The organism is Atlantibacter subterraneus (assembly GCF_007570865.1).
GTDB lineage: Bacteria > Pseudomonadota > Gammaproteobacteria > Enterobacterales > Enterobacteriaceae > Atlantibacter > Atlantibacter subterraneus.
In genome coordinates, this window is sequence record NZ_VLPS01000009.1 from 400,918 (window position 1) to 427,664 (window position 26,747).

A 26,747-nucleotide genomic window follows, 5' to 3' on the forward strand; every position below is an offset into this window, starting at 1 on the left:
CTCCTTTATTAATCCTTTTTCTGTTATTCCCTGGTGGCGATATCTTTAGCGTGGTACTGAAACCAGCGGGTCAGGATGTCTAAATCCTCAGCGCTGATGTCGGTTCTCGCACCCATTCCTTTTGCTACGGAAGGCCAGGCGTTGAGGGTGTAATGCTCGGATGAAATCGGGGCGTGGCAGCCGGAGCAGTACGCCTGGTCGAGGGTTTTGGCGTAGTTCCAAATCTCGTCAGGTTTGCCCAGCGCCGGTTCGGCGAGCGGCGCGCGCAGCGACACGCTACGCCAGGCGTTGCCATACGGATCTTTTTCCCAGTCGCTGGAAACCTTAACGGCTTTCTGGCCCTCTTCGGTCAGCGTCGCCAGCACCAGACGTTGGCCAGCCGACAGGTAAATCACCTGCTCTGCACCCTGCATCTGGCTACCGGTAATTTCCACTTCACGCGCATCGCCGGATTTACCGACTACAGCCAGTTTGGTGGCAGGATAAACGGTGCCGAGGTTGCCCAGCGGCGCTGGTGCGACCGGATAGACTTCTTTGGCATCAGCCGGGGTCTGGCGCGCATGTTCCATCAGCGCGTCGTGCGCTTTGCTGTCGATGGTGATTTCAGGTGGGAAGTGCGCAACGCCTTTATGGCAATCGATACAGGTCTGTTTTTCCTTGATGCCCAGCGCATGCATTTTCTGCGCGTCGGCGCTCTGCTTTTGCAGGTCCATGGCGTCGAACTGGTGGCACGAGCGGCAAGTGGCCGAGTCGTTGGCTTTCAATTGATCCCAGACGGTTTGCGCCATCGCCAGCCGGTGCTCTTCAAATTTTTCCGGGGTATCGATTTTGCCGGTCACGAACTCGTGATAGATATCTTTGCTCGCGCGGATTTTGGTGATCAGGTAATCCATACCGGACTGCGGAATATGACAATCGTGGCACTCGGCGCGAATGCCCTTCTGGTTCATAAAGTGTGCAGAGCCCTGATACTCTTCATAAGGCGCTTGCATGGTGTGGCAGGAGAGGCAAAACGACGTTTCTGACGTTTTATGCATCACCCACATTGAAGAAACCGCTAACGCTCCGCCCAGCACAACGCCGACAAACAGCAGCCCAATAATCCATTTCCATTTCTTACTCATTACCTTGCCTTCAATTAATCCATCAATGATGTGTATAGTTCTGAGGCAAGTATTGTGAGGGATGCTGAATATATAAGAATTGATGTAACACAAAAGTGGTATTAACCAGAAAGGGGTAAACGTGCTTTTGATCGAGTTTTTGCAAAATTGCGGTTAAGAAGTAAGCTAACTGTTTGTTGTACCTGAAGTTATCAATGCATCGCTATATATCAAAATATACAGCGAATAATAAAATTACGCTGCGTGATTAATTAATAAAATAAACCGGCCTCAAAGGCCGGTTTATTTCGCGTTTAGTGCAAACAGCAATTTTTATATTTTTTTCCGCTGCCACAGGGACAAGGATCGTTACGCCCGACTTTGGCTTCAGCAATATAAGGCGTCGGCGCGTCCGGTTCCGGGTGCTGATTTTCCGACCAGTATTCATACAGGCTCAGCGCCGCGAGGCGAATATCATCGATGCTGCGCTGGTACTCTTCCGGAGCCATGTTTTCCAACAGGCCGAGGTTATCTTCACGCCCGTGAAGCGCGATAGAATCCAGCGACAGGCGATGGGAGTCCGGCAACGCCGACCAGTCCGACAGCTCTGCGCCGCGCAGATAGCCATAACACCAGTCTTCGACCACAATCCAGGTTTCGCCTTCGACTTCCTGTTCACCAAACAGCGGCTCGAACTGGTCAGGATAGGCGCTCAGCCGATCTTCCACGTCTTCAAGGTGCTGGAACACCAGCGTCATAAAGCGCTCCATTTCGCGCTCGTTCTGCCATTTTGGCACGTTGTCGGCCCCGCCCCACAGCGCCACCAGCCATTCGCTGGGTTCGGGCATCGACGGCCCGGACAGCAGCGCGGTCAGCATGCCGTCCAGCTCGGAGACATCCACCACCGAGCGTTCGCTGGCATACTTCGCTAAGACATCATCAAGCCATTCCAGCTCTTTTTCATTCAGTGGTCCCTGATTCATACGGTCACCTCCTCTGGCGTGCGTTACCCACAGTTTCACGCAATTATAACGCGATTTTGGGGTGAATCGGGAACGCATTACCCTTGCCGCTGCGACAGCAGCGGCATGCCAGTTTTCCTGCATCGCGTGGCAATCAGCGCGGCTTATCGCGCGCCGCCGCCAGAATAAACGGTCCGCTCACGACCAGCCTGAGCCGGGCGCGTGAACGGTTCACCACCAGTACAGGTTGAGGATTAACAATAACAGTCAGATAAGGTCGCCAGGCCATCATAATTTCCTCCGCTTTTTGATGAACATAGCGTGGCGGCAACGCTTTCACCGTCAGCAGAAAGTCGCAATCGCGATTCACCGAACTGGTGCATAAGATGGCGCATTTTCGCGCAGGGGGGATTGTCGCCCACCTCGAAGGGGGCATTTTTAGCGGCTTTGCTACTCTGGTACGCGCTTTGCAATGCCCTGTCAGGTTTTTCCATTCTGGCGAGGTAAGGTATGGCAAGCGTAACCGAACAACCAACAACACTAAAACGCACCCTGGGCAGCTTCCGTTTGTGGGGGATTGCCGTCGGGCTGGTGATCTCCGGGGAGTATTTCGGCTGGAGCTACGGCTGGTCGCAGGCTGGCACCATGGGATTTCTGATGGTGGCACTGGCCATGGCCGCGATGTATTGCGCCTTCATTTTTAGTTTTACCGAGCTGACCACCGCCATTCCCCACGCGGGCGGGCCGTTTGCCTATGCGTATCGCGCCTTCGGGCCAACCGGCGGGTTTATCGCCGGGTTCGCTACGCTGATCGAGTTTGTATTTGCGCCGCCCGCCATCGCCATGGCGATTGGTGCCTATCTGAACGTGCAATTTCCGGCGTTGGATCCGAAATGGGTGGCGGTCGGGGCGTATCTGATCTTTATGACGCTGAATATTCTCGGCGTCGGCATTGCCGCCACCTTTGAACTGATTGTCACGCTGCTGGCAATCTTCGAGCTGCTGGTATTTATGGGCGTGGTTGCGCCGGGCTTCTCCTGGGACAACTTTACCGCCAACGGCTGGGCGGGCGCGGAGAGCTTCAGCAACCTGGCGCTGCCGGGAATGTTTGCCGCGATCCCGTTCGCGATTTGGTTTTTCCTGGCGATTGAAGGCGCGTCGATGGCGGCGGAAGAAGCCCGCGACCCTCAGCGCACTATTCCCCGTGCGCTGGGCGGCGGCATTGTCACCTTAACGGTGCTGGCAGTGGGCGTGATGGTGTTCGCGGGCGGCGTGGGCGACTGGCGCACGCTGTCGAATATTAACGATCCGCTGCCCCAGGCGATGAAAATGGTGGTGGGCAGCAGCAGCGGCTGGCTGCATATGCTGGTCTGGCTGGGGCTGTTCGGGCTGGTGGCCTCGTTCCACGGCATTATTATGGGCTATTCCCGGCAGATCTTTTCCCTGGCGCGCGCCGGGTTCCTCCCCGCCTCTCTGGCGAAGGTGAATCGCCGCACCCGCACCCCGCATCTGGCCATCCTCGCGGGCGGCGTGGTGGGCATCGCCGCTATCTTCTCAGATTCGCTGATCACTATCAGCGGGATGCCGTTAACGGCATGCATCGTCACCATGTCGGTATTTGGCGCTATTGTTATGTATATCGTCTCGATGCTGGCGCTGTTTAAACTGCGCCGCAGCGAGCCGAATTTGATCCGCCCGTTCAAAGCGCCACTGTTCCCGGTCGCGCCTGCGTTTGCCCTTGGCATGGCGGTGCTGTGTCTGGCGGCGATGATTTATTACAACACCGTGCTGGCGCTGATTTTCGCCACCATGATGCTGGGCGGCTACCTGTGGTTCCGCATCTCGGCCCCGGCGCGCCGGCGCGCGGCGCTCGACCCGCAGTTGCGGGCGCTGTCGTAAGGAGAAACGCATGTATCGCACCACTCTGGCGCACCGGGTTTACCGGTTCGCCAGCCTGAAAGAGGTGATGGCGAAAGCGACCCCTGCCCGCTCCGGCGACAGCCTGGCGGGCGTGGCGGCGGAGAGCGCCGAAGAGCGCATGGCGGCAAAGATGGCGCTTGCCGAAATCCCGCTGCGCGATCTGCTGGCTAATCCGCTGATTCCTTATGAATCCGATGAAGTAACGCGCCTGATTGTCGACACCCACGATGCCGACGCCTTTGCGCCCATCAGCCATTTAACGGTTGGCGATTTCCGCGACTGGCTGCTGAGCGATGAGGCAGACAGCGCCACGCTGAACCGTCTCGCGCGCGGCGTGACGCCAGAGATGGCGGCGGCGGTGAGCAAGCTGATGCGCAATCAGGATTTGATTCTGGTGGCCAGCAAATGCCGGGTGGTAACGCGCTTTCGCAACACCATCGGCCTGCCGGGGCACTTGAGCGTGCGGCTCCAGCCCAACCACCCTACTGACGATCTCAAAGGTATTGCCGCCAGCTTGCTCGACGGGCTGCTGTACGGAGCGGGCGACGCGGTGGTGGGCATTAATCCGGCCAGCGACAGCCTGCCGGTGCTGGATCGGCTTAATCATATGCTGGATGACATCATCCAGCGCTTTGCCATTCCCACGCAGTCCTGCGTGTTAACGCACGTTACGAATACCCTTCAGCTTATTGAGCGCGGCTCGCCGGTGGACCTGGTCTTCCAGTCGGTGGCCGGTAGCGAGGCGGCGAACCGCGGATTTGGGATTTCACTCTCTTTACTGGCGGAAGCGCGTGACGCGGCGCTGTCGCTGAAGCGCGGAACGCTCGGCAACAACGTGATGTATTTCGAAACCGGCCAGGGGAGCTGCCTGTCGGCCAACGCCCATCACGGCGTCGACCAGCAAACCTGTGAAGCGCGCGCCTATGCGGTGGCGCGCCATTTCGATCCGCTGCTGGTGAATACCGTGGTGGGGTTTATCGGGCCGGAATACCTGTACGACGGCAAACAGATTATCCGCGCCGGGCTGGAGGACCATTTTTGCGGCAAGCTGATGGGACTGCCGCTGGGCTGCGACGTTTGCTATACCAATCATGCCGAGGCGGATCAGGACGATATGGATACCCTGCTGACGCTGCTGTGTAACGCCGGGCTGACCTTTCTGATCGGCGTACCGGGTGCGGATGACATCATGCTGAATTACCAGAGCACGTCCTTCCACGATGCGCTGTATGCGCGACGGCTGCTGGGGCTTAAACACGCGCCGGAATTCGCCCACTGGCTGAGCCAGATGCAGATTATCGATAACCAGGGGCAGTTGCGCTTAACCGGTGCCAGCCATCCGCTGCTCACTGCCATGCCTTAAGGAGAAGCTATGCACGCACCCGATGCCTGGAAAGCACTCAACCAGTTTACCGATGCCCGAATTGCGCTGGGGCGCAGCGGCGCAAGCCTGCCCACTGCCGAAGTGCTGAAATTTGGTCTGGCCCACGCCCAGGCGCGGGACGCCATCCATCAACCGTTTGACAGTGATACCCTGGCTGAACAACTCGCCGCGCTGGATCTGGAAACCCTGACGGTTCACAGCCAGGCGACCGATCGTCCTGTGTATCTTAACCGGCCCGATCTGGGGCGGCGTCTGGATGAGCCGAGCCGCGAGAGGCTGACGGCCCGGCGCGCAACGCCGCACGATGTTTTACTGGTGATCGGCGACGGGCTCTCTTCCCATGCCGTGCAGCGCCAGGCGGTGCCGTTGGTTAGGGCGCTGCTGCCCTTTCTGGCGACGCTCGGTTTATCCACCGGCCCGGTAGTGCTGGCCCACCAGTCGCGGGTCGCGCTGGGCGACGATATCGGCGAATGCCTGAACAGCAAAGCGGTGGCGATGCTGATCGGCGAACGGCCTGGGCTGTCGTCGCCGGATAGCCTTGGCGTCTATCTGACGTGGAAACCCGAGCGCGCGCGGATTGAGTCGGAACGTAACTGCATCTCAAACATTCGCCCGGAGGGGCTGGGCTATGATGCGGCGGCGTTCAAACTGGCCTGGCTGCTGGAGCAGGCGTTTTTACGACGGCTGACGGGGGTAAATCTGAAGGATGAGAGCGATAACCCGGCGCTGTGGGATAAGGTCAGGCCGGGGTTAGCGAGGGATGATACAGCGTAACCCCCATTTGCCGTCTGCTGAAAGCCTGGCTATTTAGCGTAAATAAACCGCCCGGATGCGACATCACCGCTGACGCTATCGTACTCCCAGGCTATCAGCGGGTGTTGCGCTTTGGCCGCATTGTAATCCACACAAATCACCGACTGGCTAAGCACAGCCGGTTCCCCCGCCAGGGTATAATGCCCCACTACCACAGGCGTGCTGGTTAATGCCGGATAAGCACGCGTCAATGGAATATCCGGAATGCAGTCCGCTACCTCGGGCTGCACCTGGGCGAGTTGCCGCCAGGTCGTCGCACCCTCTAACCACCAGCGCACGCGAATATTGCGACGCTCAATACCAGTTTTATCAAGGAAGCTGTAGCCTTCCGGCAACGTCATTTCGGGCCCTTTAAGTACCGTTTCCAGCAAGCCGTAAAGCTCATGCTGCTTATCAAATGCAAACTGCCAGCTTTCCGGCTTGAGCCGGTTCTCTTCATCAAGCCATGGCCGCAACTGCGCCAGCGCGGCTTGATCCCAGCAGGCGTGAATCGCCCGGATATCGCCAAAATCAATAAACAGCGGCAGGGTTTTGAACCAGTCGATCCAGGCGGCATGGGGCGGGCTGTTTTCCGTCACATCATCTAAAAAGGCCCGATGCTGACGGTTATTATTCGCCGTGTGCGGGCGCAGCGGCAGGCCGCTCACCGGATGGCGCATCGCCCAGCCAACCGCGTTAAATTCATGATTGCCCATCAGGCAAATTGCGCGGCCGCTATCCACCATGGCTTTAACTTGATTGAGCACGGCCAGGTGATCGATATGCGTCCCAGGTTGGTTATCAATCAGGTCGCCAAGGAAGATCAACATAGCGTCATCATGGGGATCCAGATACGTCATCAGCGCAGCCAGCTTCCCGGACTGCCCATGAATATCGCCGATAAAAATTTTCTTGCTGGTAAGCCGTTGTGAATGTGGCATCACTACTCCCGCGTTGCCTCAGCGTGGATCCAGAGCAATCCAGACCGCTGAATAAGTTCAATACTACTGTACCAACGTTGAGGTTCGTATCGCCCAAATTTATTGTATCTGGCTGATTATTTTAAAGAGACGTATGCACCTGACACACAATGAAGCGCAACGTAAGTGTTTTATAAACTAATTTAGCAATATGTATCACACTCTTGATATTTTTCTGTAAAACAAACCCATCCCGGCCAATTCAGCGCTAACAAATTGAATAAAAAGACAAATCACCTCTCGCATCCCTAAAGATCAAATCTATTAATCCATTGATTTTATTGTATTTATTCCAAACTAATCTGACGCTACGCTTATTGACATATCAGGGACAGGTAAATTAGCTTTTATTTTAGATTTTTTATAAATGTTTTAGATTTACATAAAACACTAAGAATAAAGAGGAGTAGCGAGATGGATTCAACACACAGTGAGGTCACCCCGCAGGCCTGGGCAGACAGGCGACGGTTTACCCGCATCATTCCTATGCTGGCTGTGATGTATCTGCTGGCACTGATATGCCGAAATAACATTGGCTACGCCTTTCACGGCATGGGCCAGTCGTTCAATTTATCAGCCACTATTTCAGGTTTAGTTGGGGGCATCTTTTTCATCGGATATTTGCTGCTTCAGATCCCTGGTGGGCACCTGGCGCAGAAAGTGAGTGCTAAAAAGATCATTACTCTGTGTATGGTGGCATGGGGGGTGGTCTGCATTTCGATTGGCTTTGTGCAGAGTGGTGGGCAGCTGCTGACGATGCGATTTTTGTTAGGGTTAAGTCAAAGTATGCTTTACCCCACGACGCTGATCCTTATCGGCAAATGGTTCCCACAACGCGAAAGGGCCAGAGCAATTGGTTACTGGTCAATCGGCGCGACAGTCTCAAATTTTATAGTCGGCCCGCTTTCAGGATTTTTAATTGATACATTTTCCTGGCAAATGCTTTTTGTCATTCAGGGAATTCCTGTGTTGATTGCGGTATTTTTTTGGGTGTGGCTGATCGCAGAAACGCCAGCTGAAGCAAAATTCCTGAGTAAAACTGAGAAAGATTATTTGGCACGTGAATTTGCGACAGATGCGCAAAACGCCACGAAAAGTGATGATAAAAGCGTCATGAGCCTGGTGCTGAAAAACAAATTTGTCTGGCTGCTGACGATCGTTTTTCTTCTCAACAACATGTTTAACTATGGGCTGAGTATCTGGTGGCCAACCATTGCCAGTTCGGTAACAGGGTCCAGCTACACCCTGGTCGGTATTTTATCCACTATTGCTCCGCTTATCGGACTGGCGGTTATGTTTATTGTTTCCAGTCATTCAGATCGAACGGGTGAACGTAAATGGCATGCCGTATCCATTTTACTTATTTGCGGCGTAGCGCTTGCGGTGTCTGCATTAACCGAAGGGGCTCCTTTTGTATCCATCCTGTTCATTCTTATTGCACAAGGTATTTGGGCGGGTTTTAGCCCGGTTTTTTGGACTATCCCTTCAATCGTCATTAGCTCCGCCGCCATCGGCGCGGCGACTGGGCTTATTAACGGCGTAGGCAATTTAGGCGGTTTTGTCGGCCCCTATCTGTTTGGCTATTTGATTGACCTGACGGGCAGTACGCAAACGGGATTGTTCTTTATTGTCGGCGTCCAGTTAATGGCAGGCTTACTGTTAGCAACGTTAAGAAGCCCCAAATTAGAGACGGCGGTAAAAAACATTCAACTAAAAAATTCATGCTCAACTAAATAAAACCAAGGGAGAGAGAATTAATGACTTCTAAAGCCAGATTTATCTTTGACAAAGATTATATTATTTCCAGGATAGACAACCGCATCTATGGGTCGTTCGTTGAAAATTTAGGCCGATGCGTCTATGGCGGCATTTATGACCCGCAGGATCCAACAGCAGACAGCGATGGCTTTCGTCAGGATGTAATTGATGCGGTAAATGAACTTAACGTTCCGATGATCCGACTGCCGGGTGGCAATTTTGTGGCAACCTATATCTGGGAAGATGGCGTTGGCCCACGAGATAAGCGCCCGCGCAAACCCGATTTGGCATGGAAATGTATTGAGACAAACCAGATTGGCACCAACGAATATATGGACTGGCTTCAAAAAGTCGGTGCCGAAGCGATGATGACGGTGAACGTTGGCACCCGAGGAATTCTGGATGCGCTAAATTTACTGGATTACTGTAACCGGGAATCGGGCACTTATTACAGTGATCTACGCGTTTCCCATGGCTATAAAAAGCCTCATCGGATTAAAACCTGGGCCATTGGCAATGAATTAGACGGGGTATGGCAAGTAGGCCAGCAAACACCTTTCGAATATGCTCGTATTGCCAGAGAAACGGCCAAGGCAATGAAAAGGCAGGATGGGAGCATTGAAATTGTCGCCGCGGGCAGTGCGGGACAAGAATATCCCACCTTTGGTGACTGGGAACAAACGTTAATTCAGGAAGCCCATCCCTATATAGACTATTTATCTCTACATCAATACTATTTGAATGTGGAAAAAGATACGGCAAACTTCCTGGCAAAAACGCTGGCTTTTGATGACTATATTAAATCAATCGGCAGTTTGATTGATTATATGAAGGTCAAAAACAAATCGAATAATAACATTTATATCTCGCTGGATGAATGGAACGTCTGGTACCACACGCGTAAGGATGATATGGCGACTATCCGTGACCGTGGTGACGAGTGGCCAATCGCCCCGCGGTTACTTGAAGAGCCTTATAACTTTGAAGATGCGCTGGTGGCTGGCGCAATGTTAATTGCACTGCTGCGCAACAGCGACCGCGTCAAAATAGCCGCCTATGCTCAGCTTGTAAATGTGCTGGCTCCAATTATGACGGACAAAAAGGGTCAATTGTGGAAGAATACGATTTTTTATCCCATTTACTATACGTCTAAATTCGGTCGCGGTACGGCAATACAGGGGGTGATTGACAGCCCGAAATACGACAGTAAAGATTTTACTGATGTACCCGTGCTGGATGCTGTGGCAGTGTTGAACGAAGATGAGACCGAACTGACCGTATTTGCAATTAATAAATCTTTAACCGATCGTCTGGATATACAATGCGACTTCCGCTCCTTCGGCCGGCTTGAGATGATACAACACGTTTCTTTAGAAAACGAAGATGTCTATGCCGTTAATACGCTGACTAATCCTGACTGCGTTATGCCTAAAGATAAGAAAGTTACGCCGGAAGCAAATCACCTGGTACTGGAATCGCTATCGTGGAATATGATTCGCTATAAAATAAACTAACGCGTAAGCGAAAGCTGCTGCTTAATTTATTAGTAGACTGGCGCTATAGCATAGCGCCAGCTATCCGATAATCAGATTGTGTTACTCACCAGCGGTGGGGCTTACCGTTCAAATTGCTTTGATATAAAATCATTGAATAGGCTGCAATTTGAACGTTTAGCTGTTGGCTCATCCACGGCTTAGTTGACTATTGCAGACCCACCTTTGTATGGAAGGTATCAGCAAATGTATAAATATAAATTAAGTGTTTTTGAAAAGATTGGATTTGGTTCGGGGGATATGGCCATTAATTTGGTTTTTTCCTCCATGATGCTAATCATCACTTTTTTTTACACTGATGTCTTCGGTATCCGTTCTGAAGATCTTGCTTTGCTTTTCATTGTTGTGCGCCTGATTGATGCTATAACCGATCCTATTATGGGATTACTAACAGAAAAAATAATGACGAAACATGGAAGATACCGACCTTATCTTTTATATTTTGCAGTCCCTTTCGGCATCTCTATTTACCTGGCATTCAGCACTCCCGATGTGGACTATAATAGCAAACTGATTTACGCCTATGCCTCCTATATTTTCGTGACGCTCATGTTCACAGTGATTACTATTCCTTATATTTCACTGATTAGCGTTCTTACTGATAACCCTAAGGATCGGCTATCTGCTAATGGTTATCGCCTGTTTTTCGCCAAGGCCGCAGCATTTATGGTTTCTATTGTTGTTCCGCCATTAGCAGCGTATCTGGGAAAAGATAATATTCAGACAGGTTATCAATATGCCATGGGCTTGATGGGTTTAATGGGGACGCTGTTTCTTCTGTTTTGCTTTTTTTCCACGAAAGAAAGAATTCATCACGACAGTGAAAAAACTCCTTTCAAAAGCCAGGTATCCGCTCTCTTTAAAAACGATCAATGGCTTATCCTCTGTTTATGCTGTGTATTTGTTTCGATAGGTTCGGTGTTAAGAGGCTCTGTTGCTGCCTATTATGCAAAATATAATATGGCGGGTGATGCACTGACGGTCTCTTATTTCTTAACCGTGGGGGTTACAGCATTCATATGCTCGGTAATCGCTTCAACATGGTTAACCAAAACACATTGCAAGATAAAAGTTTTCAAATACAGCCAAATCGCCACATTCATTGTTTCTGTATTGTTTTATATGCTATCCGGCAGTGAAAACGCTGTTTTGCCTTATGTGTTGTTTTTTATGCTTTCTTTCTGCTCTACCTTATACGCGCCAATTTTTTGGGCCTCGATTCCCGATACAGTGGATTATGGGGCGCATAAAACAGGGAAGCGGGTATCAGGTTTAGCATTTGGCGGCATTGCATTTTGCCAGAAACTGGGAATGGGGATCGCAGGGGCATTTGTGGGCTATTTACTGACTTATTTTGGCTATATGCCCAATGTTGTTCAGACGCCACAATCAATAATGGGTATAACACTGATGCTGACAATTATCCCCGGCATATTCCACCTGCTTACCGGAATCATTATGTTTAAATATATAATAACTGAAAAATATTATCGTTCGATGAACCAGACGACTGCGCTGGCAAATTGAATAATACACCTGCACATGCCTGACGGTTTCAATAAAACTGCAGGCATGCTGCATCTTAAAATGCGAAGAACATCACATAAATCGCTAAATTCGCTCCTTGCCCAATCCTGCCTATAAGAGTGCGCGTAACGCATATTCCTCTGTAAACTCAATCTCAACGCCCCTTCATCGCGATATGTGTGTCTGGCATCGCCAGGCTCAGGCACTCTGCGGAGGCACCAAAACCATTTTAAATAAATCTAAAATAGTTTATATTAAAACTCATCATGCATTGGATAGAGGTTTTATTAATGTTGTTTATTAACCAGTTATCAACCGGGGCATCAATATTCAAAGCGCTAAATTCCTCTGTTCGTATTAGTATAATTGAAATTCTGAATGAACGTAACGGAATGAACATGAATGCGCTGGCTGAATATTTAGGCATCAGCAACGGTGCGGTAACGATGCACATAAAAAAACTCGAAGAAGCGGGGCTGGTGCAAACCGTTTCCAATTACGCTAAAAACGGTATTCAAAAAAACTGTTATCTTGTCGAAAATAAGATCCTTATTGAATTTGGTGATGTAAATAAGAATAACGTGTACGAGTCCGATCTAAAAGTAGGCCAGTACAGTAATTTTAAAGTCACGCCGACCTGCGGCATGGCGACCAAAGAGATGATTATTGGGGAATTTGATAATCCCCAGGTTTTCGCCGACCCGAAACATATTGATGCAGGCATTATCTGGTTTACTACCGGCTTTTTAGAATATCGTATCCCTAACTATTCTGAAGGTCGTAAAGTGACTGAAATCCAAATCTCGTTCGAAATTGGCTCTGAAGCCCCCTACTACAACAATGACTGGCCTTCTGACATACATTTTTCAGTAAATGGCGTTGATATAGGGTTCTGGCAAAGTCCTGGCGATATTGGTGGAATCAAGTACAGCGGTAACCCTGTATGGTGGCCTCCTCATTTAAACCAGTATGGATTTTTGAAATTATTGAGAATAAATATGGAAGGTTCCTTTATTGATGGTCGAAAAATATCCGATATTACCATTGATAAAATTCTTCATGGGCGAGAAGGAGAACCTTTTATTCTGCGCTTTAGCATCGATCCTGATAAAGAAAATGCTCGGGGCTTAACCTTGTATGGCAAGAACTTTGGCCGCTACGATCAGGGGATTTTGGCCCGGGTCATCACACAATCCTAAACTACCCCGATGGCATTTTGGACGGGTATAGCGCTTAGCGCTGGAAACAGGAATGTCGCCTTCTCGCTCTCCGGCAAACCCGGAAGCGAGAAACGGCAAATTTCAGGCAATAAAAAACCACCCGAAGGTGGTTTACACGACACTGCTTATCATTGATTTTATTCTTGATTTCCCGTGGTGCCCGGGGCGGGACTTGAACCCGCACAGCGCGAACGCCGAGGGATTTTAAATCCCTTGTGTCTACCGATTTCACCACCCGGGCTCGGGAAAATTGGAGGCGCGTTCCGGAGTCGAACCGGACTAGACGGATTTGCAATCCGCTACATAACCGCTTTGCTAACGCGCCAAATACTGCTGCCTTTTCAGGCTGATACCTGCAAAATTGCCGATACCAAAATTTGGAGCGGGAAACGAGACTCGAACTCGCGACCCCGACCTTGGCAAGGTCGTGCTCTACCAACTGAGCTATTCCCGCATTCATCAGGTAATAATCTAATTACTTGATTTTGCTATCTTCTGGCAAACCGTGCTGCCGTTCGATGCGTTGCATTCTACTTACCTGACGCAATGAGTCAACGAAATTTTCTTTGATACTGATTCGTTTGCTGAATTTTGCGTCTATTCGATCACGGTTCAAGCAAATCGCCGCGCGCCGCGTGCAAATACTGGAACATAGACCAGAACGTCAGTACCGCAGCAACGAAGAAAAGACCGATTCCGGCGTATTCAACCCAGATATTCGGACGCCACAGCAGGCCGATCAGCGCCACCATCTGCGCCGTGGTTTTCACTTTGCCGATCCAGGAGACCGCCACGCGTGCGCGTTTGCCAATCTCCGCCATCCACTCACGCAGCGCAGAGATAATAATTTCACGAGCAATCATGGTGGCGGCAGGCAGCGTAATCCACCAGCTGTGATAATGCTCCACCACCAGCACCATCGCGATGCCGACCAGCACTTTATCCGCCACCGGATCGAGGAACGCGCCAAATCGGGTGCTTTGGTTCCAGCGACGCGCCAGGTAGCCGTCAAACCAGTCGGTCACCGCCGCCACCCAAAAGATAAACGCACAGGCGAACGGGGCCCAGCTAAACGGCAGGTAGAACGCCAGCACGAAAAACGGGATCAGGACGACACGAAACAGAGTTAGTAAAGTCGGAATATTCATTCGCATGGCGCAGGGTAACTGTCTGTAGTCAGTGGAAATTAAGGCTATGTTGCTACATAGCCCCTAATGTTTCAACGAGTAGTAGATCTTTTCTGCCAGAGCCTGTGAGATGCCTGGGACTTTGGCGATCTCTTCGATACTGGCATTGAGCAACGGCTGTAAACCGCCCATGTATTTCAGCAGCATCTGGCGGCGCTTCGGGCCAATCCCTTCGATGGTTTCAAGGGTGCTGGTATTTTTGACTTTAGCGCGTTTTTTACGGTGGCCGCTGATGGCGTGATCGTGCGACTCATCGCGGATATGCTGGATGACATGCAGCGCCGGTGAATCCGGCGGCAACGAGAATCCCTCCCCTTCCGGCTCAAAAAACAGCGTTTCCAGCCCGGCCTTACGATCCGCGCCTTTTGCCACACCAAGCAGCAGCGGGTGATGTTTATCCCACGGCACGTCAAGCTCGGCAAATACCGCTTTCGCCTGGGCCAACTGCCCCTTCCCACCGTCGATGAGAATCACGTCGGGAATTTTGCTGTCTTCAATGGCTTTGCCATAGCGACGGCGCAGCACCTGATTCATCGCCGCATAGTCATCGCCAGGCGTGATGCCGGTGATGTTGTAGCGACGATATTCAGCGCGCAGCGGGCCATTTGGATCGAACACCACGCAGGAGGCCACCGTCTGTTCGCCCATGGTGTGGCTGATGTCAAAACACTCCATGCGCTTAATCTCCGGCAGCTTCAGGGTCGCCGCCAGCGCGGTTAAACGCTGGGAGATAGTGGACTGCTGCGACAGGCGCGTCACCAGCGCGGTAGCGGCATTGGTGCGCGCCAGCTTCAGGTAGCGCGCCCGGTCGCCGCGTGGACGGGTTTGCACATTGACGCGGCGGCCCGCCACTTCGGAGAGCGAATCGGCCAGCACGCTTTCGTCAGAGAGTTTAAAATCGAGCAAGATTTCTGATGGCAAGGTGCGCATCTGGCTGCCCTGCAGATAAAACTGCCCGACAAAGGTTTCCACCACTTCCGCCAGCTCAGTACCGCCGGGGACTTTAGGATAATAGCTGCGGCTACCCAGCACTTTCCCCTGGCGGATAAACAGCACATGCACGCAGGCCATCCCGGCATCGAACGCCACGCCGATCACGTCCAGATCGTCGCCAGTATTGGAAACGAACTGTTTTTCAGTGACGCGGCGTACCGCCTGGATTTGATCGCGAATGCGCGCTGCCTCTTCGAATTCGAGATTCTGGCTGGCCTTTTCCATCCGCGTAACCAGTTGCGTGAGCACCTGGTCGTCTTTACCGGCCAGAAACAGGCGAACATAGTCCACCTGCTGCGCGTACTCTTCCTCGCTGACCAGCCCTTCAACGCAGGGCCCAAGGCAGCGGCCAATCTGATACTGCAGGCAAGGCCGGGAGCGGTTGCGATAGACGCTGTTTTCACACTGGCGGATCGGGAAGATCTTTTGCAGCAGAGCGAGGGTTTCGCGCACCGCATAGCCGTTGGGGAACGGACCGAAGTATTCCCCTTTGGCGTGCTTGGCACCGCGATGCACCGCCAGGCGCGGATGGGTGTCGCCGCTCAGGAAGATAAACGGATAGGACTTATCGTCGCGCAGCAGCACGTTATAGCGCGGCTGATAGAGCTTGATGTAGTTATGCTCCAGCAGCAGCGCTTCGGTCTCGGTATGGGTGACGGTGACGTCGATATTTTCAATCTGCGCCACCAGTGCTTCCGTCTTACGGCTGGAAAGCTGGACACGGAAGTAGCTGGAAAGACGCTTTTTGAGGTCTTTCGCTTTACCGACATAGATGACCGTACCGCCGGCATCGTACATTCGGTAGACGCCGGGCTTGTTGGTGACGGTTTTTAAAAAAGATTTAGAATCGAACACTTCTCTCACTGGCTGGCTAATGTTTGGGCATTGCACAGGCCATGGCGGATCGCAAGATGGGTCAATTCAACATCGCCGTGAATGTTCAGTTTGCTGAACATCCGGTAACGGTAGCTGTTTACCGTTTTCGGGCTAAGATTGAGCTGCTCGGAAATCTCGTTCACCTTCTGGCCTTTGGTAATCATGAGCATAATCTGCAATTCCCGTTCAGACAAACTGGAGAACGGCGATTCCGCTTTAGCAGGCTCAATCTGGCTCAGCGCCATTTGTTGAGCGATATCCGATGCGATATAGCGTTGCCCCGCGTGAACAGAGCGTATTGCGCTCACCACCTCGGACGGCGCAGCGCCTTTGCTGAGATAGCCAGCGGCACCGGCCTGCATCACCTTAGCGGGAAGCGGGTTTTCGGTGTGTATAGTTAACATAATGACTTTGATATCTGATCCTGAGCGCGCGATTTTACGCGTGGCTTCAAGGCCCCCGATGCCGGGCATGTTCATGTCCATCAGGACAACATCCACCGGATTAGAACGGCACCATTTCACGGCGTCCTCGCCGCAGCAGGCTTCACCTGCAACTTTAATGCCCTTGATATCATCAAGAATGCGTCGTATCCCTGCGCGCACCAGTTCATGGTCATCAACAAGAAGAACGTTGATCAAAGGAAACATCTCCAGAATAGGGATAACGCTGCTGATAGATAATTTCCCATATATTAACGGGTTTTAAGTCAACTTTAAAACGCAAAAAAAGTACTTTGCAGTTCTTGCTCGCATTTCTGGAAATATTCCCCTTAAAACTTAGCGAAAACCGCTCGTTGGGATCGATGAAAAAGCTTAACAATCAAGAAATTAAAAATATATCAATTTAACAAAATCTAAAACACTTTGAAGAAAATGTGAAAGCCCTTTCCATAAAGCCAGTATTTAACGATTTAAAAACTTTGTTGAAACAAATAATCCAGTCCTGCCAAGCGGGTAGTGAGCCGTATTCAGCCGAAGTGTTTAATTAAATAAACCCAGGCTCAACAAGATTAAAAAACAACCACTCCCGACTTTCATTGGGTGTGATATACTCCGCGCCTTTGAGATTAACAACACGCCAGTCTGCGCGTTAACATTCCATTGAGGTAAAGAAATGAGCACCCCTGATTTTTCCACTACTGACAATATTCAGGAACTGGCACTGGAAGTGTCCTGCATGAAAAACCTGCTGACGCTTATGCTCCAGGCAATGGGCCAGGCGGATGCGGGCCGTGTCATCATTAAGATGGAAAAGCAGATCGCTCAGATGGAAGATACCGCCCAGGCGGAGCTGTTCGGCAATACCGTTAAGCAAATTAAACAGGCCTATCGCCAGTAAACAAAAACGCGGCGGTGAAGATATCACCGCCGCGTCAGTCTGCCGCACCATCCTGCTCTCTCCGGTTAAATCAGTCCCATCGCCACTGCATAACAGGCAACCTGGGTTTTATTCGGCGCATTGAATTTCTTCTGCATATTCTTCTGATGGAAGTTCACCGTATTTTCCGAAATCGACAGGATCATGGCGATTTCCGCAGAGGTTTTCCCTTCCGCCGTCCATTGCAGGATTTCACGCTCGCGTTTGCTGAATTTCATCTCCAGCCCGCTCATCGCCGGGGCGTTCATGCGCAGCAGCGCCATCATGCTGAGATCGGCCAGATAATGCAGCCGCAGCGCCAGTTCGTCTTCCGAAAGCCAGGCATCCTGAACGCGCAGGTTCGATGCCGAGAGGAATCCCAGCGCGCGTCCCGGTGCCATCGCCGTCTGGGTGACGCCGTTACGCAAACCAAAGTCCCGCGCGGCATCCCAAAAATCAGGCGCGCCGCTAAACAATTCATCGGTCCAGGGCAGATAACCGCGATGCAAATTATTAGGGTTTAATACCGGATCGATGGCGAAATAGTTTTCCGCACAGTAATGCTGCGCCCACTCGTCACGATAGGTGGTAAAAAGGGTAAGTTTAGGGCGAGTAAACGGCACGGGATGCCTTATACACAGCGAATAATAATCGAACGCCATGGCTTGCGTTTCGCTCGCCAGAAGCTGTTCAACGTCTGCACTGTCTCGGGTTTCCTGAAAACGATTGAAAACCTTTTTCCGCCATTTGAAAAAGTCACTTTCCGTCATTCTGCGTTACGTATTCCCGGTGTTATTGATTAATTATTTTGATGGGATAAATTACCACAAATGAGACTTTATCTTATCTATGAATGCAGGGATTAACATTCACGGGAAAGATGAATCCACTCTCTAAGGCGCAATTTTTCATGGTTTCCACTGATGCCAAACTTTACGGGCTTGCGCATTGACGCAAGCCCGATGTTAACGGCACATAATGCCCTTTGGCCTACTGCATTAGGAATTTCTCGAGAAATTGCTGGGTACGCGGCTGTTGCGGATGGGCAAACAGCGCTTTGGCCGGGCCCTGCTCGACAATACGCCCCTGGTCCATAAAGATTGCCCGGTCTGCCACATCGCGCGCAAAGCTCATTTCATGCGTTACGATCACCATGGTGCGCTTCTCTTCGGCGAGCTGCCGGATGGTGCTTAGCACCTCGCCAACCAGTTCCGGATCGAGCGCCGAAGTGGGCTCATCGAACAAAATCACGTCGGGCCGCATCGCCAGGGCGCGGGCGATGGCCACGCGCTGCTGTTGGCCGCCGGATAAGCGCCGTGGATAGCTGGTCTCTTTGCCGGTTAACCCAACTTTAGCCAACAGCTCCCGGGCGCGGGTCGCGGCTTCTTCCCTCGGCTCCCCTTTCACGATCACCGGGCCTTCAATGATGTTCTCCAGCACGGTGCGATGAGGGAACAGGTTGAAGTTCTGGAACACAAACCCCACGTGCTGGCGCAGCTGGCGTACCAGCCCCTTTTGCTGGCCCATCGATTTGGCGGCGTCGATAATGATATCGCCCACCTGAATAGTGCCCGCATCGGGCTGCTCGAGCAGATTAATGCTGCGCAGCAAGGTGGTTTTCCCGGAGCCGCTCGGCCCGATAATCGCCACCACTTCGCCAGGCTTCACCTCAAGATCGATACCGTGCAGCACCGTCTGTCCATGGAATTTCTTCACCAGTTGTTTGACTGAAATCGCGCTCATTTGGGATCACGCTCCTGACGGTTAAGCTGGTTTTCGAAATAATTTTGCAAGGTGGAGAGCACCGTCGCCATAACCCAGTAAATCAGCGATGCCGCCAGATACATGGTGAACACTTCCAGCGTACGGGAGGTGATCAGCTGCGCCTGACGGAACAGTTCCGGCACCTGAATAGTGGCGGCCAGCGAGGTATCCTTCACCAGGCTGATAAAGCTGTTGCTCAGCGGCGGCAGCGCCACGCGCGCGGCCTGCGGCAAAATAGCGCGGCGCAATGACTGCCAGCGCGTCATCCCGATACTGGCGGCGGCTTCCCACTGGCCTTTATCAATCGACGAGATCGCGGCACGCAGGGTTTCTGAGGCATAGGCCGCGGTATTCAGCGACAGGCCAATCATCGCCGCCGGGATCGGATCCAGTTCAATGCCAAACTGCGGCAGACCGTAATAGATCATAAACAATTGGGCGATCAGCGGCGTACCGCGGAAAATCGAGATATAAAAACGCGCCAGCCAGGAAATCGGCCAGATCGGCGACAGGCGCATCAGGGCCAGAATAAAGCCGAGCACCAGCCCAAAAAACATCCCGCCAATACTGAGCTGGAGGGTAAACACCGCCCCTTTCAGCAGAAACGGCAGGGAATCAATAATCAGTTGGATACTTTCTTGCATTGTCGTTTTTCACCCGGCAATCAAACGTGGGGATGATAGGCGAATAGCGCAGGCGCGCCGCCAGTATGGACAAACAGAATCGGCCCGCGATCTTTAAAGCGCTTCTGTTCGATGCCGTCAATAAGCCCCGCCATGGCTTTGCCGGTATACACCGGGTCGAGCAAAATCCCTTCCAGCCTGGCCAGCAGTTTTACTGCTTCCATGCCTTCCTCATTTGGCGCGCCGTAGCCTGGACCGAAGTAGTCGTCCCACAGGGTAATGTCGGCAGTGGCGGTTAAGTCCAGCTGCTGTGCCACGGCCTGCTGCAACGCCACCACTTTCGGCTTCTGCATGGCGATGGTGCGCGACACGGTAACGCCGATCAGCTCCACATCAGGCATCAGTTGCTCAAGGCCCACCGCCAGACCGGCATGTGTCCCGGCGCTGCCGGACGCCACCACCACCGAGCTCAGGCTAACTGATTCACACTGGTGGGCAATTTCCAGCGCGCTTTCCACATAGCCCATCGCGCCCAGTGCGTTGGAACCGCCCACCGGGATGATGTAAGGACGAAAGCCCTGGGCTTCGACGCGAGTAGCTAATTCTTCTAGCTGCGCATCCGGGTTATTCAGCGCTTCACACATCTCAATCTGGACATTAAACAGGTCGAGCAGCAGGCGGTTGCCGTTGGTGAGATAGTTTTCCGCACGGGTGCCCAGCGGGTTTTCCAGCAGCGCCACGCAGTGCAAACCCAGCTTCGCCGCTACCGCCGCAGTCTGGCGCACGTGGTTGGACTGGATTGCACCCGCGGTGATCAAGGTGTCTGCCCCTTCGCGCAGCGCATCCGCCGCCAGGAACTCCAGCTTGCGCAGCTTGTTGCCGCCCATCGCCATTGGCGTCACATCGTCACGCTTGATATAGATTTCCCGGCCCAGGTAATCGGAAAAACGCGGTAAAAACTCCAGCGGCGTGGGTGCGCCAATAAATTCCAGACGCGGGAAGCGGGTTAAGTTATGCAGTGACATGAGATCTCCGGATGCCGTTTTCTGTTCGCAATGGTGATAATTATGCATCACATGCGCCAGGGCTGGCGGCATGCAATAAAAAAAGGTGCTGATTTCAGCACCTTTTTGCGTTTGCGACGACTTATTTCGTCACGTCGGCACCAAACCATTTCTCGGAGAGTTTGGCCAGGGTCCCGTCTTTCTGCATGTCCGCAATCGCCTGATCTACCGCTTTCAGCAGATCCTCGTTGCCTTTACGCAGCGCGACGCCCGCTTCCTGACGGGAGAACGGCTCGCCCGCGACCGCCAGGGTATCTTTGGTTTTCTTCACCAGATCCAGCGCGGCCAGACGGTCAACCAGAATGGCATCGATACGGCCTACGCGCAGATCCTGGTATTTGGTCGGGTCATCATCGTAAGTACGGATATCCACGCCCTGCACGTTCTGGCGCAGCCACTCTTCATAGTTGGTGCCCAGGCCTACGCCCACTTTTTTGCCTTTCAGGTCATCTTCAGATTTGATTGCGCCTTCGTTGCCTTTTTTCACCAGCGCCTGAATACCGGAAACGGTGTACGGCGTGGAGAAGTCATATTTCTTCTTACGCTCGTCGGAAATCGTCACCTGGTTGATCACCACGTCGATACGCTTAGAATCCAGCGACGCCAGCATCCCGTCCCATTTGGTGGGTTTCAGCGACGCCTTCACGCCGAGGTGCTTCGCCAGCTCTTCGGCGAATTCCACTTCAAAGCCGGTGAGCTTACCGTCATCGCCCTGGAAGCTGAACGGCGGATAAGTGCCTTCCAGCCCAACCAGCAACGTACCGCGCTCTTTAACTTTGTTAAGCAGATCTTCCGCCGCGAAAGTTTTTGCGCTTACGCCTGCCATCAACGCCACTGCCATCACGCCCATCAGCGCCTGGCGGCCAAACTGTGCAAGTTTCATAGATACCCCAGATATCGAAATTTTCAGCCAGTTTAAAGAGTTACACCTGTTAAGCAAACAACAGAATGGAACGAGTTATGCCAAATTAATATATAGCAGAAGTCGTCTCATACAGGTTTTTTGCGGGCTCACTCTGATGATTATGGTGTAAATAACGGGAGTATTTACGCAGCGCAATACGGTAGTTATTGGTGCTGGTGGGCGGCAGCCAGCGCTCAAGCTGATCTTCAATCTCGCCCTGCTGCGCCTGGTCGGCGGGAATTTGCTGGGCTTCAAGATGCTCGCCCAGACGGCGCAGGCGCACCACGTATTCGCGGATGGTGCCCGGGCTCATGTCGGTGCGTTCAAACAAGTATTGTTTAAAGCCGATGATATCGAAATGCTCGCTCTGCACTTTGCAGTGCAGATCGCCGCAGAAGCGGCACAGCGCCGACCATTCGTGACGCTGGCTGGCCCAGGTCGCTTCATCGATTAAGGTATCGAGCTGGGCGATAGCGGTTTTGTTAACGATAGTCCCACGATGGACCAGCGTGATGCGGTCCAGAAGTTTGCCGCAATGGGCGCAATGGGTTTCTGCGTGCTTAAAGTCTTTCAGGTAGCGGCTAATAGGCCGTTTTTTTTGTTGTGGCTCAGTCATAGTGACTCCCGGTGTGACATGCATGAGTGGCATTTCCAGGATGATGAGCAGCTCAACAACCTATAACTTACCCAGACGAGACCGTAGCCGTTTGATTGCCTGGCTGTGCAGCTGGCTTACCCGTGACTCCCCGACTTCCAGTACCGCGCCAATCTCTTTGAGATTAAGCTCTTCCTGGTAGTAAAGCGTCAGCACCAGTTGTTCACGTTCCGGCAACGCCTCAATCGCTTCCATGACGCGATGGCGAAGGCTGCTTTCCAACAACTGCTGCAACGGGTTTTCGCTTTGATGCTCTTCGGTGACCAGTTCAATACTGTCGCCATGCTCTTCCCGCCACTCGTCGTAGGAAAAAAGCTGGCTATTGTTGGTGTCGAGCAGCATCTGACGATATTCGTCAAGCGCAATACCCAGGCGCTGCGCCACTTCGGTTTCCGTGGCGTTACGTCCGAGTTCTTGTTCCAGTTGACCGATGGCCTGTGCGACTTCGCGGGCGTTACGCCGGACGCTGCGCGGCACCCAGTCGCGGCTGCGCAGTTCATCCAGCATGGCACCCCGAATACGCTGCACTGCGTAAGTGGTAAATGCCGTACCTTGCAGGGCGTCGTAGCGTTCCACCGCGTTCAATAACCCGATGCCGCCTGCCTGAAGCAGATCGTCGAGTTCGACACTCGCCGGCAAGCGCACCTGCAGGCGCAATGCTTCGTGACGCACCAGCGGGACATAACGCTGCCACAGCGAGTGTTTATCCATTACACCATCAGCGGTATAGAGTGAATTCACGATAAACAGCCCTGCGTTAAATAAGTTATCGGCATGATTATCCGTTTCTGGAGGGCTTTTAATCGGATGAATAGTGGGTGAAATGGGGGGTTATTTAGGGGTTATAAGGAGATCGGAGCTGTAAAAAACCCCGCCGAGGCGGGGTTTGAAAGGGGTTTTGCGAATTAACGCAGCAGAGACAGAACGTTCTGCGTGGTCTGGTTAGCTTGTGCCAGAACAGAAGTACCTGCCTGCTGCAGGATCTGCGCACGGGACATGTTGGAAACTTCGGTCGCGTAGTCAGAGTCTTCAATACGGCTACGTGCGGAAGACAGGTTATTGATAGTGTTACCCAGGTTGGTAATGGTGGAATCGAAACGGTTTTGAACCGCACCCAAAGCACCACGGAAGGTATCAACCTGTGATAATGCTTTATCAATCAATTCTAACTGGTTGCGCGTTGCTTCACTAGCTTGGCTTTGTGCAACCAGTGATGCGTTACCCGTTCCGGCATTTTTCACATAAATTGGCTCACCTGTACCGCCATTCAATGTGACCACACCGGAACCACTTATATCATAATTCGCTGCGCCAACTGTAAGCGCACCACCAGTCTTAGTTGCTTTCGCATTAACAAGATCGGACTCTTTTGCTGCTACATTGTTCAATTGGGTCGTTAATTTATTACTACCCGCAGCACCTTGCTCATAAATATCAGCGCCAGTGATAGTCATTGAAGCATTAGCACCCACATTGGAAGTAGAGCCACTAATTTCAAGCGTGACTTCCTTACCGTCAACAGTCGCAGTATAAATACCGTTACCATTTGCGTTAGCAGTAGTACCTGTTACCGCAGTCCAGTCAGTACCTTTAAACGAAAATTTAGAACCCACATTACCAAGGGTACCCGCAGCAGCAGTAGCGGCAGCAGTTATGGTTGCAGTATCGTTGTCATCAACTTTAGTGTTGGTTGCAGAGCTGGACAATGTACCATCAGCCGCACCTACGTAAGCTGCAGCAAAAGCACCAGTACCACCGGTTTGAATCTGGACAGCACCCGTTTTTACGTTTGATGTAAAATTGTCGCTACCCAGCTTGTAATTCATTGTGCCTGTGGCACCAAAGTCTTTGACTAATTGATCAGCAGTAGCTGCTTTGTCACCAGTTACGCTGAAAGTATTCAGACCCAAGGTTGCGCTAGTAATTTCTTTCAAATCGATAGAAATAGTTTCATTATCATTAGCGCCAACCTGAATTGTCAGCTTACTGTCATTAGCAAGTACCTTCACACCGTTGAACTGAGTCTGACCAGAAACACGGTCAATCTCATCCAAACGTTGTTTAATTTCAGCTTGGATAGAAGACAAATCTGAATCAGAGTTTGAACCATTAGCTGCCTGAACGGAAAGTTCACGTACACGCTGCAGGTTGTTGTTGATTTCAGACAGCGCGCCTTCAGTGGTCTGAGCAATGGAGATACCATCGTTGGCGTTACGGGACGCCTGAGTCAGACCTTTGATGTTAGAGGTGAAGCGGTTAGCAATCGCCTGGCCAGCGGCGTCGTCTTTAGCGCTGTTGATGCGCAGCCCGGAAGACAAACGCTCAATAGCAGAGCTCAGGGAAGACTGAGATTTGTTCAAGTTGTTCTGGGTCAACAGCGACAGGCTGTTCGTGTTAATGACTTGTGCCATGATCTATTCCTTATCAATTTACATCTTGATGTTGTTGGGCTGTTGCCCACGGTCTTGTCACCGTAACCCATGTATCGGCACCCCTTTTTCGAACTTTAGAAAATTTTTACTCTTCTGCCATTTTTTATTTCCGAACACATTTTTTATTCGATGTTTTCTTAACCATCCGAATTACCCATCATAAGAAGCATTATTCCGACCATTAATTCCTCAAAATATCCTTAAACTTTGCCGCCAGATTGCCGATATCACCACTAACCACTGTTTGCAATCAAAAGGAAATGGCATGGCTTCAATATCATCTTTAGGCGTCGGGTCTAACCTACCGTTGGATACCTTACTAACGAACCTAACGACCGCAGAAAAAGCGCGCTTGACGCCAATTACGCAACAGCAAAGTGCCAACACAGCTCGGTTAACAGCTTATGGCACGCTTAAAAGCGCACTGGAAAAATTTCAGACCGCGAACACGACGTTAAATAATGCAGATTTATTCCGTAGTACTACTGCAAAAAGCAGCAGTGAAGATTTGTCCGTCACAACCACGGCAGGGGCGGCTGCGGGTAAATACTCTATCAGCGTAACGCAGCTTGCCCAGGCACATTCACTGACAACGACTAAAAGTATCGACTCCAGCCAAACTGCACAGGGTAACACCGCTGTTGCGGAACGAACTCTGATTATAAACCAACCAGGTCGCGATAAACCGCTGGAAATAAAACTCAGCAGTGAGCAAACCTCTTTGGAAGGCATGCGTGATGCCATTAACAATGCCGACAGTGGGGTTTCTGCCAGCATTGTTAAAGTCAAAGACGATCAGTATCAGTTGGTGATTACCTCCTCGGAAAGTGGTCTGGACAATAAAATGACCATTTCAGTTAAAGGTGATGACGCGTTAAATGCCGTAATTGGTTATGACGGTACCGACAAAGCAGGCGGCATGAAGCAGTTAGTTGAACCTAAAAATGCTCTGCTAACCGTTAATAACATCAATATTGAACGGCCAACCAACACCATCACCGATGCGCCGCAAGGTGTAACGCTGAATCTGAGCAAAGAAGTCAGCAACGTGACGGTAACGGTTGAGAAAAGCAACGATCAGTCCAAAGCCGCGATTAAGGGGTGGGTTGATGCCTATAACTCCCTGATTGACACCTTTAACTCTCTGACAAAATACACCGCCGTTGATGCCGGCGCTGACGCGCAAAGCACCAGCAACGGCGCGCTGCTAGGCGACACGGTAGTTCGCAGTATCCAGACCGGCCTGCGCGGCATGTTTACTCAGGGCGATCCGAGTTCTGCGTTTAAAACCTTAAACGAAATCGGCATTACCGCTGACGGTGCCACCGGCAAATTAAAAATTGAAGACACCAAGCTGACTAAAGCGCTGAATGAAAACTCATCTGCGGCGCGTCTGCTGCTGGTCGGTGACGGGAAAGAAACCGGCATCACCACCAAAATGGCGTCGAACATTAAAGAATATCTGGCCGATGACGGCATTATCGACAGCGCCCAGGACAGCATCAACGCCACGCTGAAAAAGTTGACCAAACAGTATCTGGCCACCAGCGAAAGCATTGACGCCACGGTTGCGCGCTATAAGGCGCAGTTCACTCAGCTCGATACCATGATGAGCAAGCTGAACAGCACCAGCAGTTATTTAAGCCAACAGTTTACGGCGATGAGCAATTCCAGCTCCTGATGAGAGGTCA

At 51.7% G+C, this 26,747-nt stretch carries 24 protein-coding genes and 3 tRNA genes; 9 read left to right on the forward strand and 18 right to left on the reverse strand.

All coding sequences use genetic code 11. From position 1 onward, the window contains the following. Positions 1-23: 23 nt before the first annotated feature. The 3 genes from FND52_RS19010 to FND52_RS21865 all read right to left on the reverse strand — a co-directional run bounded on the left by FND52_RS19010 (position 24) and on the right by FND52_RS21865 (position 2,357). Entirely contained in the window at positions 24-1,124 is a 1,101-nt protein-coding gene (locus FND52_RS19010) for a NapC/NirT family cytochrome c (protein WP_125291886.1), read from the reverse strand. A 293-nt stretch (positions 1,125-1,417) separates the two neighbouring features. Further along, positions 1,418-2,086 carry a YecA/YgfB family protein gene (locus tag FND52_RS19015; RefSeq protein WP_125291885.1) on the reverse strand — a complete coding sequence of 223 codons (669 nt, stop codon included), beginning with the start codon at positions 2,084-2,086 and terminating at the stop codon, positions 1,418-1,420. Positions 2,087-2,219: 133 nt separating this feature from the next. Continuing rightward, positions 2,220-2,357 carry a hypothetical protein gene (locus FND52_RS21865; RefSeq protein ID WP_167509383.1) on the reverse strand — a complete coding sequence of 46 codons (138 nt, stop codon included), beginning with the start codon at positions 2,355-2,357 and terminating at the stop codon, positions 2,220-2,222. Between the two features lie 218 nt (positions 2,358-2,575). On the opposite strand from FND52_RS21865, the gene eat reads away from it, so the two are divergent. Genes eat through eutC form a run of 3 tightly spaced genes read left to right on the forward strand, consistent with a single transcriptional unit; the run spans position 2,576 to position 6,143 of the window. After that, positions 2,576-3,964, forward strand: a complete 1,389-nt coding sequence (gene eat, locus FND52_RS19020) for an ethanolamine permease (protein WP_144132651.1) — start codon at positions 2,576-2,578, stop codon at positions 3,962-3,964. 10 nt (positions 3,965-3,974) lie between these two features. Then, complete coding sequence (locus tag FND52_RS19025) at positions 3,975-5,348, forward strand: ethanolamine ammonia-lyase subunit EutB (protein ID WP_144132653.1); 1,374 nt, start codon at positions 3,975-3,977, stop codon at positions 5,346-5,348. Positions 5,349-5,357: 9 nt separating this feature from the next. After that, positions 5,358-6,143 carry an ethanolamine ammonia-lyase subunit EutC gene (gene eutC / locus FND52_RS19030; protein ID WP_144132655.1) on the forward strand — a complete coding sequence of 262 codons (786 nt, stop codon included), beginning with the start codon at positions 5,358-5,360 and terminating at the stop codon, positions 6,141-6,143. Positions 6,144-6,172: 29 nt separating this feature from the next. Here the strand turns inward: eutC and FND52_RS19035 are convergent, their stop codons facing one another. After that, positions 6,173-7,102 (reverse strand): metallophosphoesterase, encoded by a 930-nt coding sequence (locus tag FND52_RS19035; protein ID WP_144132657.1) that lies wholly within the window; start codon positions 7,100-7,102, stop codon positions 6,173-6,175. Positions 7,103-7,555: 453 nt separating this feature from the next. Here FND52_RS19035 and FND52_RS19040 point away from each other — a divergent pair, with 453 nt between their 5' ends. The 4 genes from FND52_RS19040 (at position 7,556) to FND52_RS19055 (ending at position 13,178) form a co-directional block, all read left to right on the forward strand. Further along, the gene (locus FND52_RS19040; RefSeq protein WP_125291879.1) at positions 7,556-8,878 is read left to right on the forward strand and encodes an MFS transporter; all 1,323 of its coding nucleotides are present in this window, start codon (positions 7,556-7,558) and stop codon (positions 8,876-8,878) included. Between the two features lie 20 nt (positions 8,879-8,898). Continuing rightward, positions 8,899-10,413 carry an arabinosylfuranosidase ArfA gene (gene arfA / locus FND52_RS19045; protein WP_144132659.1) on the forward strand — a complete coding sequence of 505 codons (1,515 nt, stop codon included), beginning with the start codon at positions 8,899-8,901 and terminating at the stop codon, positions 10,411-10,413. Between the two features lie 225 nt (positions 10,414-10,638). Continuing rightward, positions 10,639-11,979, forward strand: coding sequence for an MFS transporter (locus tag FND52_RS19050; RefSeq protein WP_144132661.1), 1,341 nt, complete (start codon positions 10,639-10,641; stop codon positions 11,977-11,979). A gap of 290 nt (positions 11,980-12,269) precedes the next feature. Then, a complete protein-coding gene (locus FND52_RS19055; protein WP_125291876.1) occupies positions 12,270-13,178 on the forward strand; it encodes an ArsR/SmtB family transcription factor in 909 nt (302 codons plus the stop codon). A 175-nt stretch (positions 13,179-13,353) separates the two neighbouring features. Here the strand turns inward: FND52_RS19055 and FND52_RS19060 are convergent. The 6 genes from FND52_RS19060 to uvrY all read right to left on the reverse strand — a co-directional run bounded on the left by FND52_RS19060 (position 13,354) and on the right by uvrY (position 16,896). Further along, positions 13,354-13,440, reverse strand: a tRNA-Leu gene (locus tag FND52_RS19060). 10 nt (positions 13,441-13,450) lie between these two features. Then, positions 13,451-13,524 (reverse strand) — tRNA-Cys (locus FND52_RS19065). A 53-nt stretch (positions 13,525-13,577) separates the two neighbouring features. After that, positions 13,578-13,653, reverse strand: a tRNA-Gly gene (locus FND52_RS19070). 151 nt (positions 13,654-13,804) lie between these two features. After that, complete coding sequence (gene pgsA / locus FND52_RS19075; protein WP_125291875.1) at positions 13,805-14,353, reverse strand: CDP-diacylglycerol--glycerol-3-phosphate 3-phosphatidyltransferase; 549 nt, start codon at positions 14,351-14,353, stop codon at positions 13,805-13,807. A 57-nt stretch (positions 14,354-14,410) separates the two neighbouring features. Next, positions 14,411-16,243, reverse strand: a complete 1,833-nt coding sequence (gene uvrC / locus FND52_RS19080) for an excinuclease ABC subunit UvrC (protein WP_125291874.1) — start codon at positions 16,241-16,243, stop codon at positions 14,411-14,413. After that, positions 16,240-16,896 carry a UvrY/SirA/GacA family response regulator transcription factor gene (gene uvrY, locus FND52_RS19085; protein ID WP_125291873.1) on the reverse strand — a complete coding sequence of 219 codons (657 nt, stop codon included), beginning with the start codon at positions 16,894-16,896 and terminating at the stop codon, positions 16,240-16,242. The genes uvrC and uvrY overlap by 4 nt, the downstream gene beginning before the upstream one ends. 475 nt (positions 16,897-17,371) lie before the next feature. Here uvrY and FND52_RS19090 point away from each other — a divergent pair, with 475 nt between their 5' ends. Further along, positions 17,372-17,596 carry a DUF2594 family protein gene (locus tag FND52_RS19090; RefSeq protein ID WP_125291872.1) on the forward strand — a complete coding sequence of 75 codons (225 nt, stop codon included), beginning with the start codon at positions 17,372-17,374 and terminating at the stop codon, positions 17,594-17,596. 65 nt (positions 17,597-17,661) lie between these two features. Here the strand turns inward: FND52_RS19090 and sdiA are convergent, their stop codons facing one another. The 8 genes from sdiA to FND52_RS19130 all read right to left on the reverse strand — a co-directional run bounded on the left by sdiA (position 17,662) and on the right by FND52_RS19130 (position 25,035). Beyond that, positions 17,662-18,384 (reverse strand): quorum-sensing transcriptional regulator SdiA, encoded by a 723-nt coding sequence (sdiA, locus tag FND52_RS19095; RefSeq protein ID WP_125291871.1) that lies wholly within the window; start codon positions 18,382-18,384, stop codon positions 17,662-17,664. Between the two features lie 220 nt (positions 18,385-18,604). Then, positions 18,605-19,357, reverse strand: a complete 753-nt coding sequence (gene tcyN / locus FND52_RS19100) for an L-cystine ABC transporter ATP-binding protein TcyN (RefSeq protein WP_144132663.1) — start codon at positions 19,355-19,357, stop codon at positions 18,605-18,607. Beyond that, entirely contained in the window at positions 19,354-20,022 is a 669-nt protein-coding gene (tcyL, locus tag FND52_RS19105; RefSeq protein WP_144132665.1) for a cystine ABC transporter permease, read from the reverse strand. Before tcyL ends, tcyN begins: the two co-directional genes overlap by 4 nt. A 20-nt stretch (positions 20,023-20,042) precedes the next feature. Further along, the gene (gene dcyD / locus FND52_RS19110; RefSeq protein ID WP_144132667.1) at positions 20,043-21,026 is read right to left on the reverse strand and encodes a D-cysteine desulfhydrase; all 984 of its coding nucleotides are present in this window, start codon (positions 21,024-21,026) and stop codon (positions 20,043-20,045) included. A 121-nt stretch (positions 21,027-21,147) separates the two neighbouring features. Continuing rightward, a complete protein-coding gene (gene tcyJ / locus FND52_RS19115) occupies positions 21,148-21,948 on the reverse strand; it encodes a cystine ABC transporter substrate-binding protein (RefSeq protein WP_125291867.1) in 801 nt (266 codons plus the stop codon). An 85-nt stretch (positions 21,949-22,033) separates the two neighbouring features. Continuing rightward, complete coding sequence (gene fliZ / locus FND52_RS19120; protein ID WP_125291866.1) at positions 22,034-22,585, reverse strand: flagella biosynthesis regulatory protein FliZ; 552 nt, start codon at positions 22,583-22,585, stop codon at positions 22,034-22,036. Positions 22,586-22,645: 60 nt separating this feature from the next. Next, positions 22,646-23,365, reverse strand: coding sequence for an RNA polymerase sigma factor FliA (locus tag FND52_RS19125; protein ID WP_125291865.1), 720 nt, complete (start codon positions 23,363-23,365; stop codon positions 22,646-22,648). Positions 23,366-23,529: 164 nt separating this feature from the next. Continuing rightward, positions 23,530-25,035: a flagellin N-terminal helical domain-containing protein gene (locus FND52_RS19130; protein ID WP_144132669.1), complete on the reverse strand. Its 1,506-nt coding sequence runs from the start codon at positions 25,033-25,035 to the stop codon at positions 23,530-23,532. A gap of 286 nt (positions 25,036-25,321) precedes the next feature. Here FND52_RS19130 and fliD point away from each other — a divergent pair, with 286 nt between their 5' ends. After that, entirely contained in the window at positions 25,322-26,737 is a 1,416-nt protein-coding gene (gene fliD / locus FND52_RS19135) for a flagellar filament capping protein FliD (protein WP_144132694.1), read from the forward strand. Positions 26,738-26,747 lie beyond the last annotated feature (10 nt).

Bases quoted from the DNA above. Each gene is read 5' to 3' on its own strand.
- FND52_RS19010 (WP_125291886.1), bottom strand. From the start codon at position 1,124: ATGAGTAAGAAATGGAAATGGATTATTGGGCTGCTGTTTGTCGGCGTT.
- FND52_RS19015 (WP_125291885.1), bottom strand. From the start codon at position 2,086: ATGAATCAGGGACCACTGAATGAAAAAGAGCTGGAATGGCTTGATGAT.
- FND52_RS21865 (WP_167509383.1), bottom strand. From the start codon at position 2,357: ATGATGGCCTGGCGACCTTATCTGACTGTTATTGTTAATCCTCAACCT.
- eat (WP_144132651.1), top strand. From the start codon at position 2,576: ATGGCAAGCGTAACCGAACAACCAACAACACTAAAACGCACCCTGGGC.
- FND52_RS19025 (WP_144132653.1), top strand. From the start codon at position 3,975: ATGTATCGCACCACTCTGGCGCACCGGGTTTACCGGTTCGCCAGCCTG.
- eutC (WP_144132655.1), top strand. From the start codon at position 5,358: ATGCACGCACCCGATGCCTGGAAAGCACTCAACCAGTTTACCGATGCC.
- FND52_RS19035 (WP_144132657.1), bottom strand. From the start codon at position 7,102: ATGCCACATTCACAACGGCTTACCAGCAAGAAAATTTTTATCGGCGAT.
- FND52_RS19040 (WP_125291879.1), top strand. From the start codon at position 7,556: ATGGATTCAACACACAGTGAGGTCACCCCGCAGGCCTGGGCAGACAGG.
- arfA (WP_144132659.1), top strand. From the start codon at position 8,899: ATGACTTCTAAAGCCAGATTTATCTTTGACAAAGATTATATTATTTCC.
- FND52_RS19050 (WP_144132661.1), top strand. From the start codon at position 10,639: ATGTATAAATATAAATTAAGTGTTTTTGAAAAGATTGGATTTGGTTCG.
- FND52_RS19055 (WP_125291876.1), top strand. From the start codon at position 12,270: ATGTTGTTTATTAACCAGTTATCAACCGGGGCATCAATATTCAAAGCG.
- pgsA (WP_125291875.1), bottom strand. From the start codon at position 14,353: ATGCGAATGAATATTCCGACTTTACTAACTCTGTTTCGTGTCGTCCTG.
- FND52_RS19090 (WP_125291872.1), top strand. From the start codon at position 17,372: ATGAGCACCCCTGATTTTTCCACTACTGACAATATTCAGGAACTGGCA.
- sdiA (WP_125291871.1), bottom strand. From the start codon at position 18,384: ATGACGGAAAGTGACTTTTTCAAATGGCGGAAAAAGGTTTTCAATCGT.
- tcyN (WP_144132663.1), bottom strand. From the start codon at position 19,357: ATGAGCGCGATTTCAGTCAAACAACTGGTGAAGAAATTCCATGGACAG.
- tcyL (WP_144132665.1), bottom strand. From the start codon at position 20,022: ATGCAAGAAAGTATCCAACTGATTATTGATTCCCTGCCGTTTCTGCTG.
- dcyD (WP_144132667.1), bottom strand. From the start codon at position 21,026: ATGTCACTGCATAACTTAACCCGCTTCCCGCGTCTGGAATTTATTGGC.
- tcyJ (WP_125291867.1), bottom strand. From the start codon at position 21,948: ATGAAACTTGCACAGTTTGGCCGCCAGGCGCTGATGGGCGTGATGGCA.
- fliZ (WP_125291866.1), bottom strand. From the start codon at position 22,585: ATGACTGAGCCACAACAAAAAAAACGGCCTATTAGCCGCTACCTGAAA.
- FND52_RS19130 (WP_144132669.1), bottom strand. From the start codon at position 25,035: ATGGCACAAGTCATTAACACGAACAGCCTGTCGCTGTTGACCCAGAAC.
- fliD (WP_144132694.1), top strand. From the start codon at position 25,322: ATGGCTTCAATATCATCTTTAGGCGTCGGGTCTAACCTACCGTTGGAT.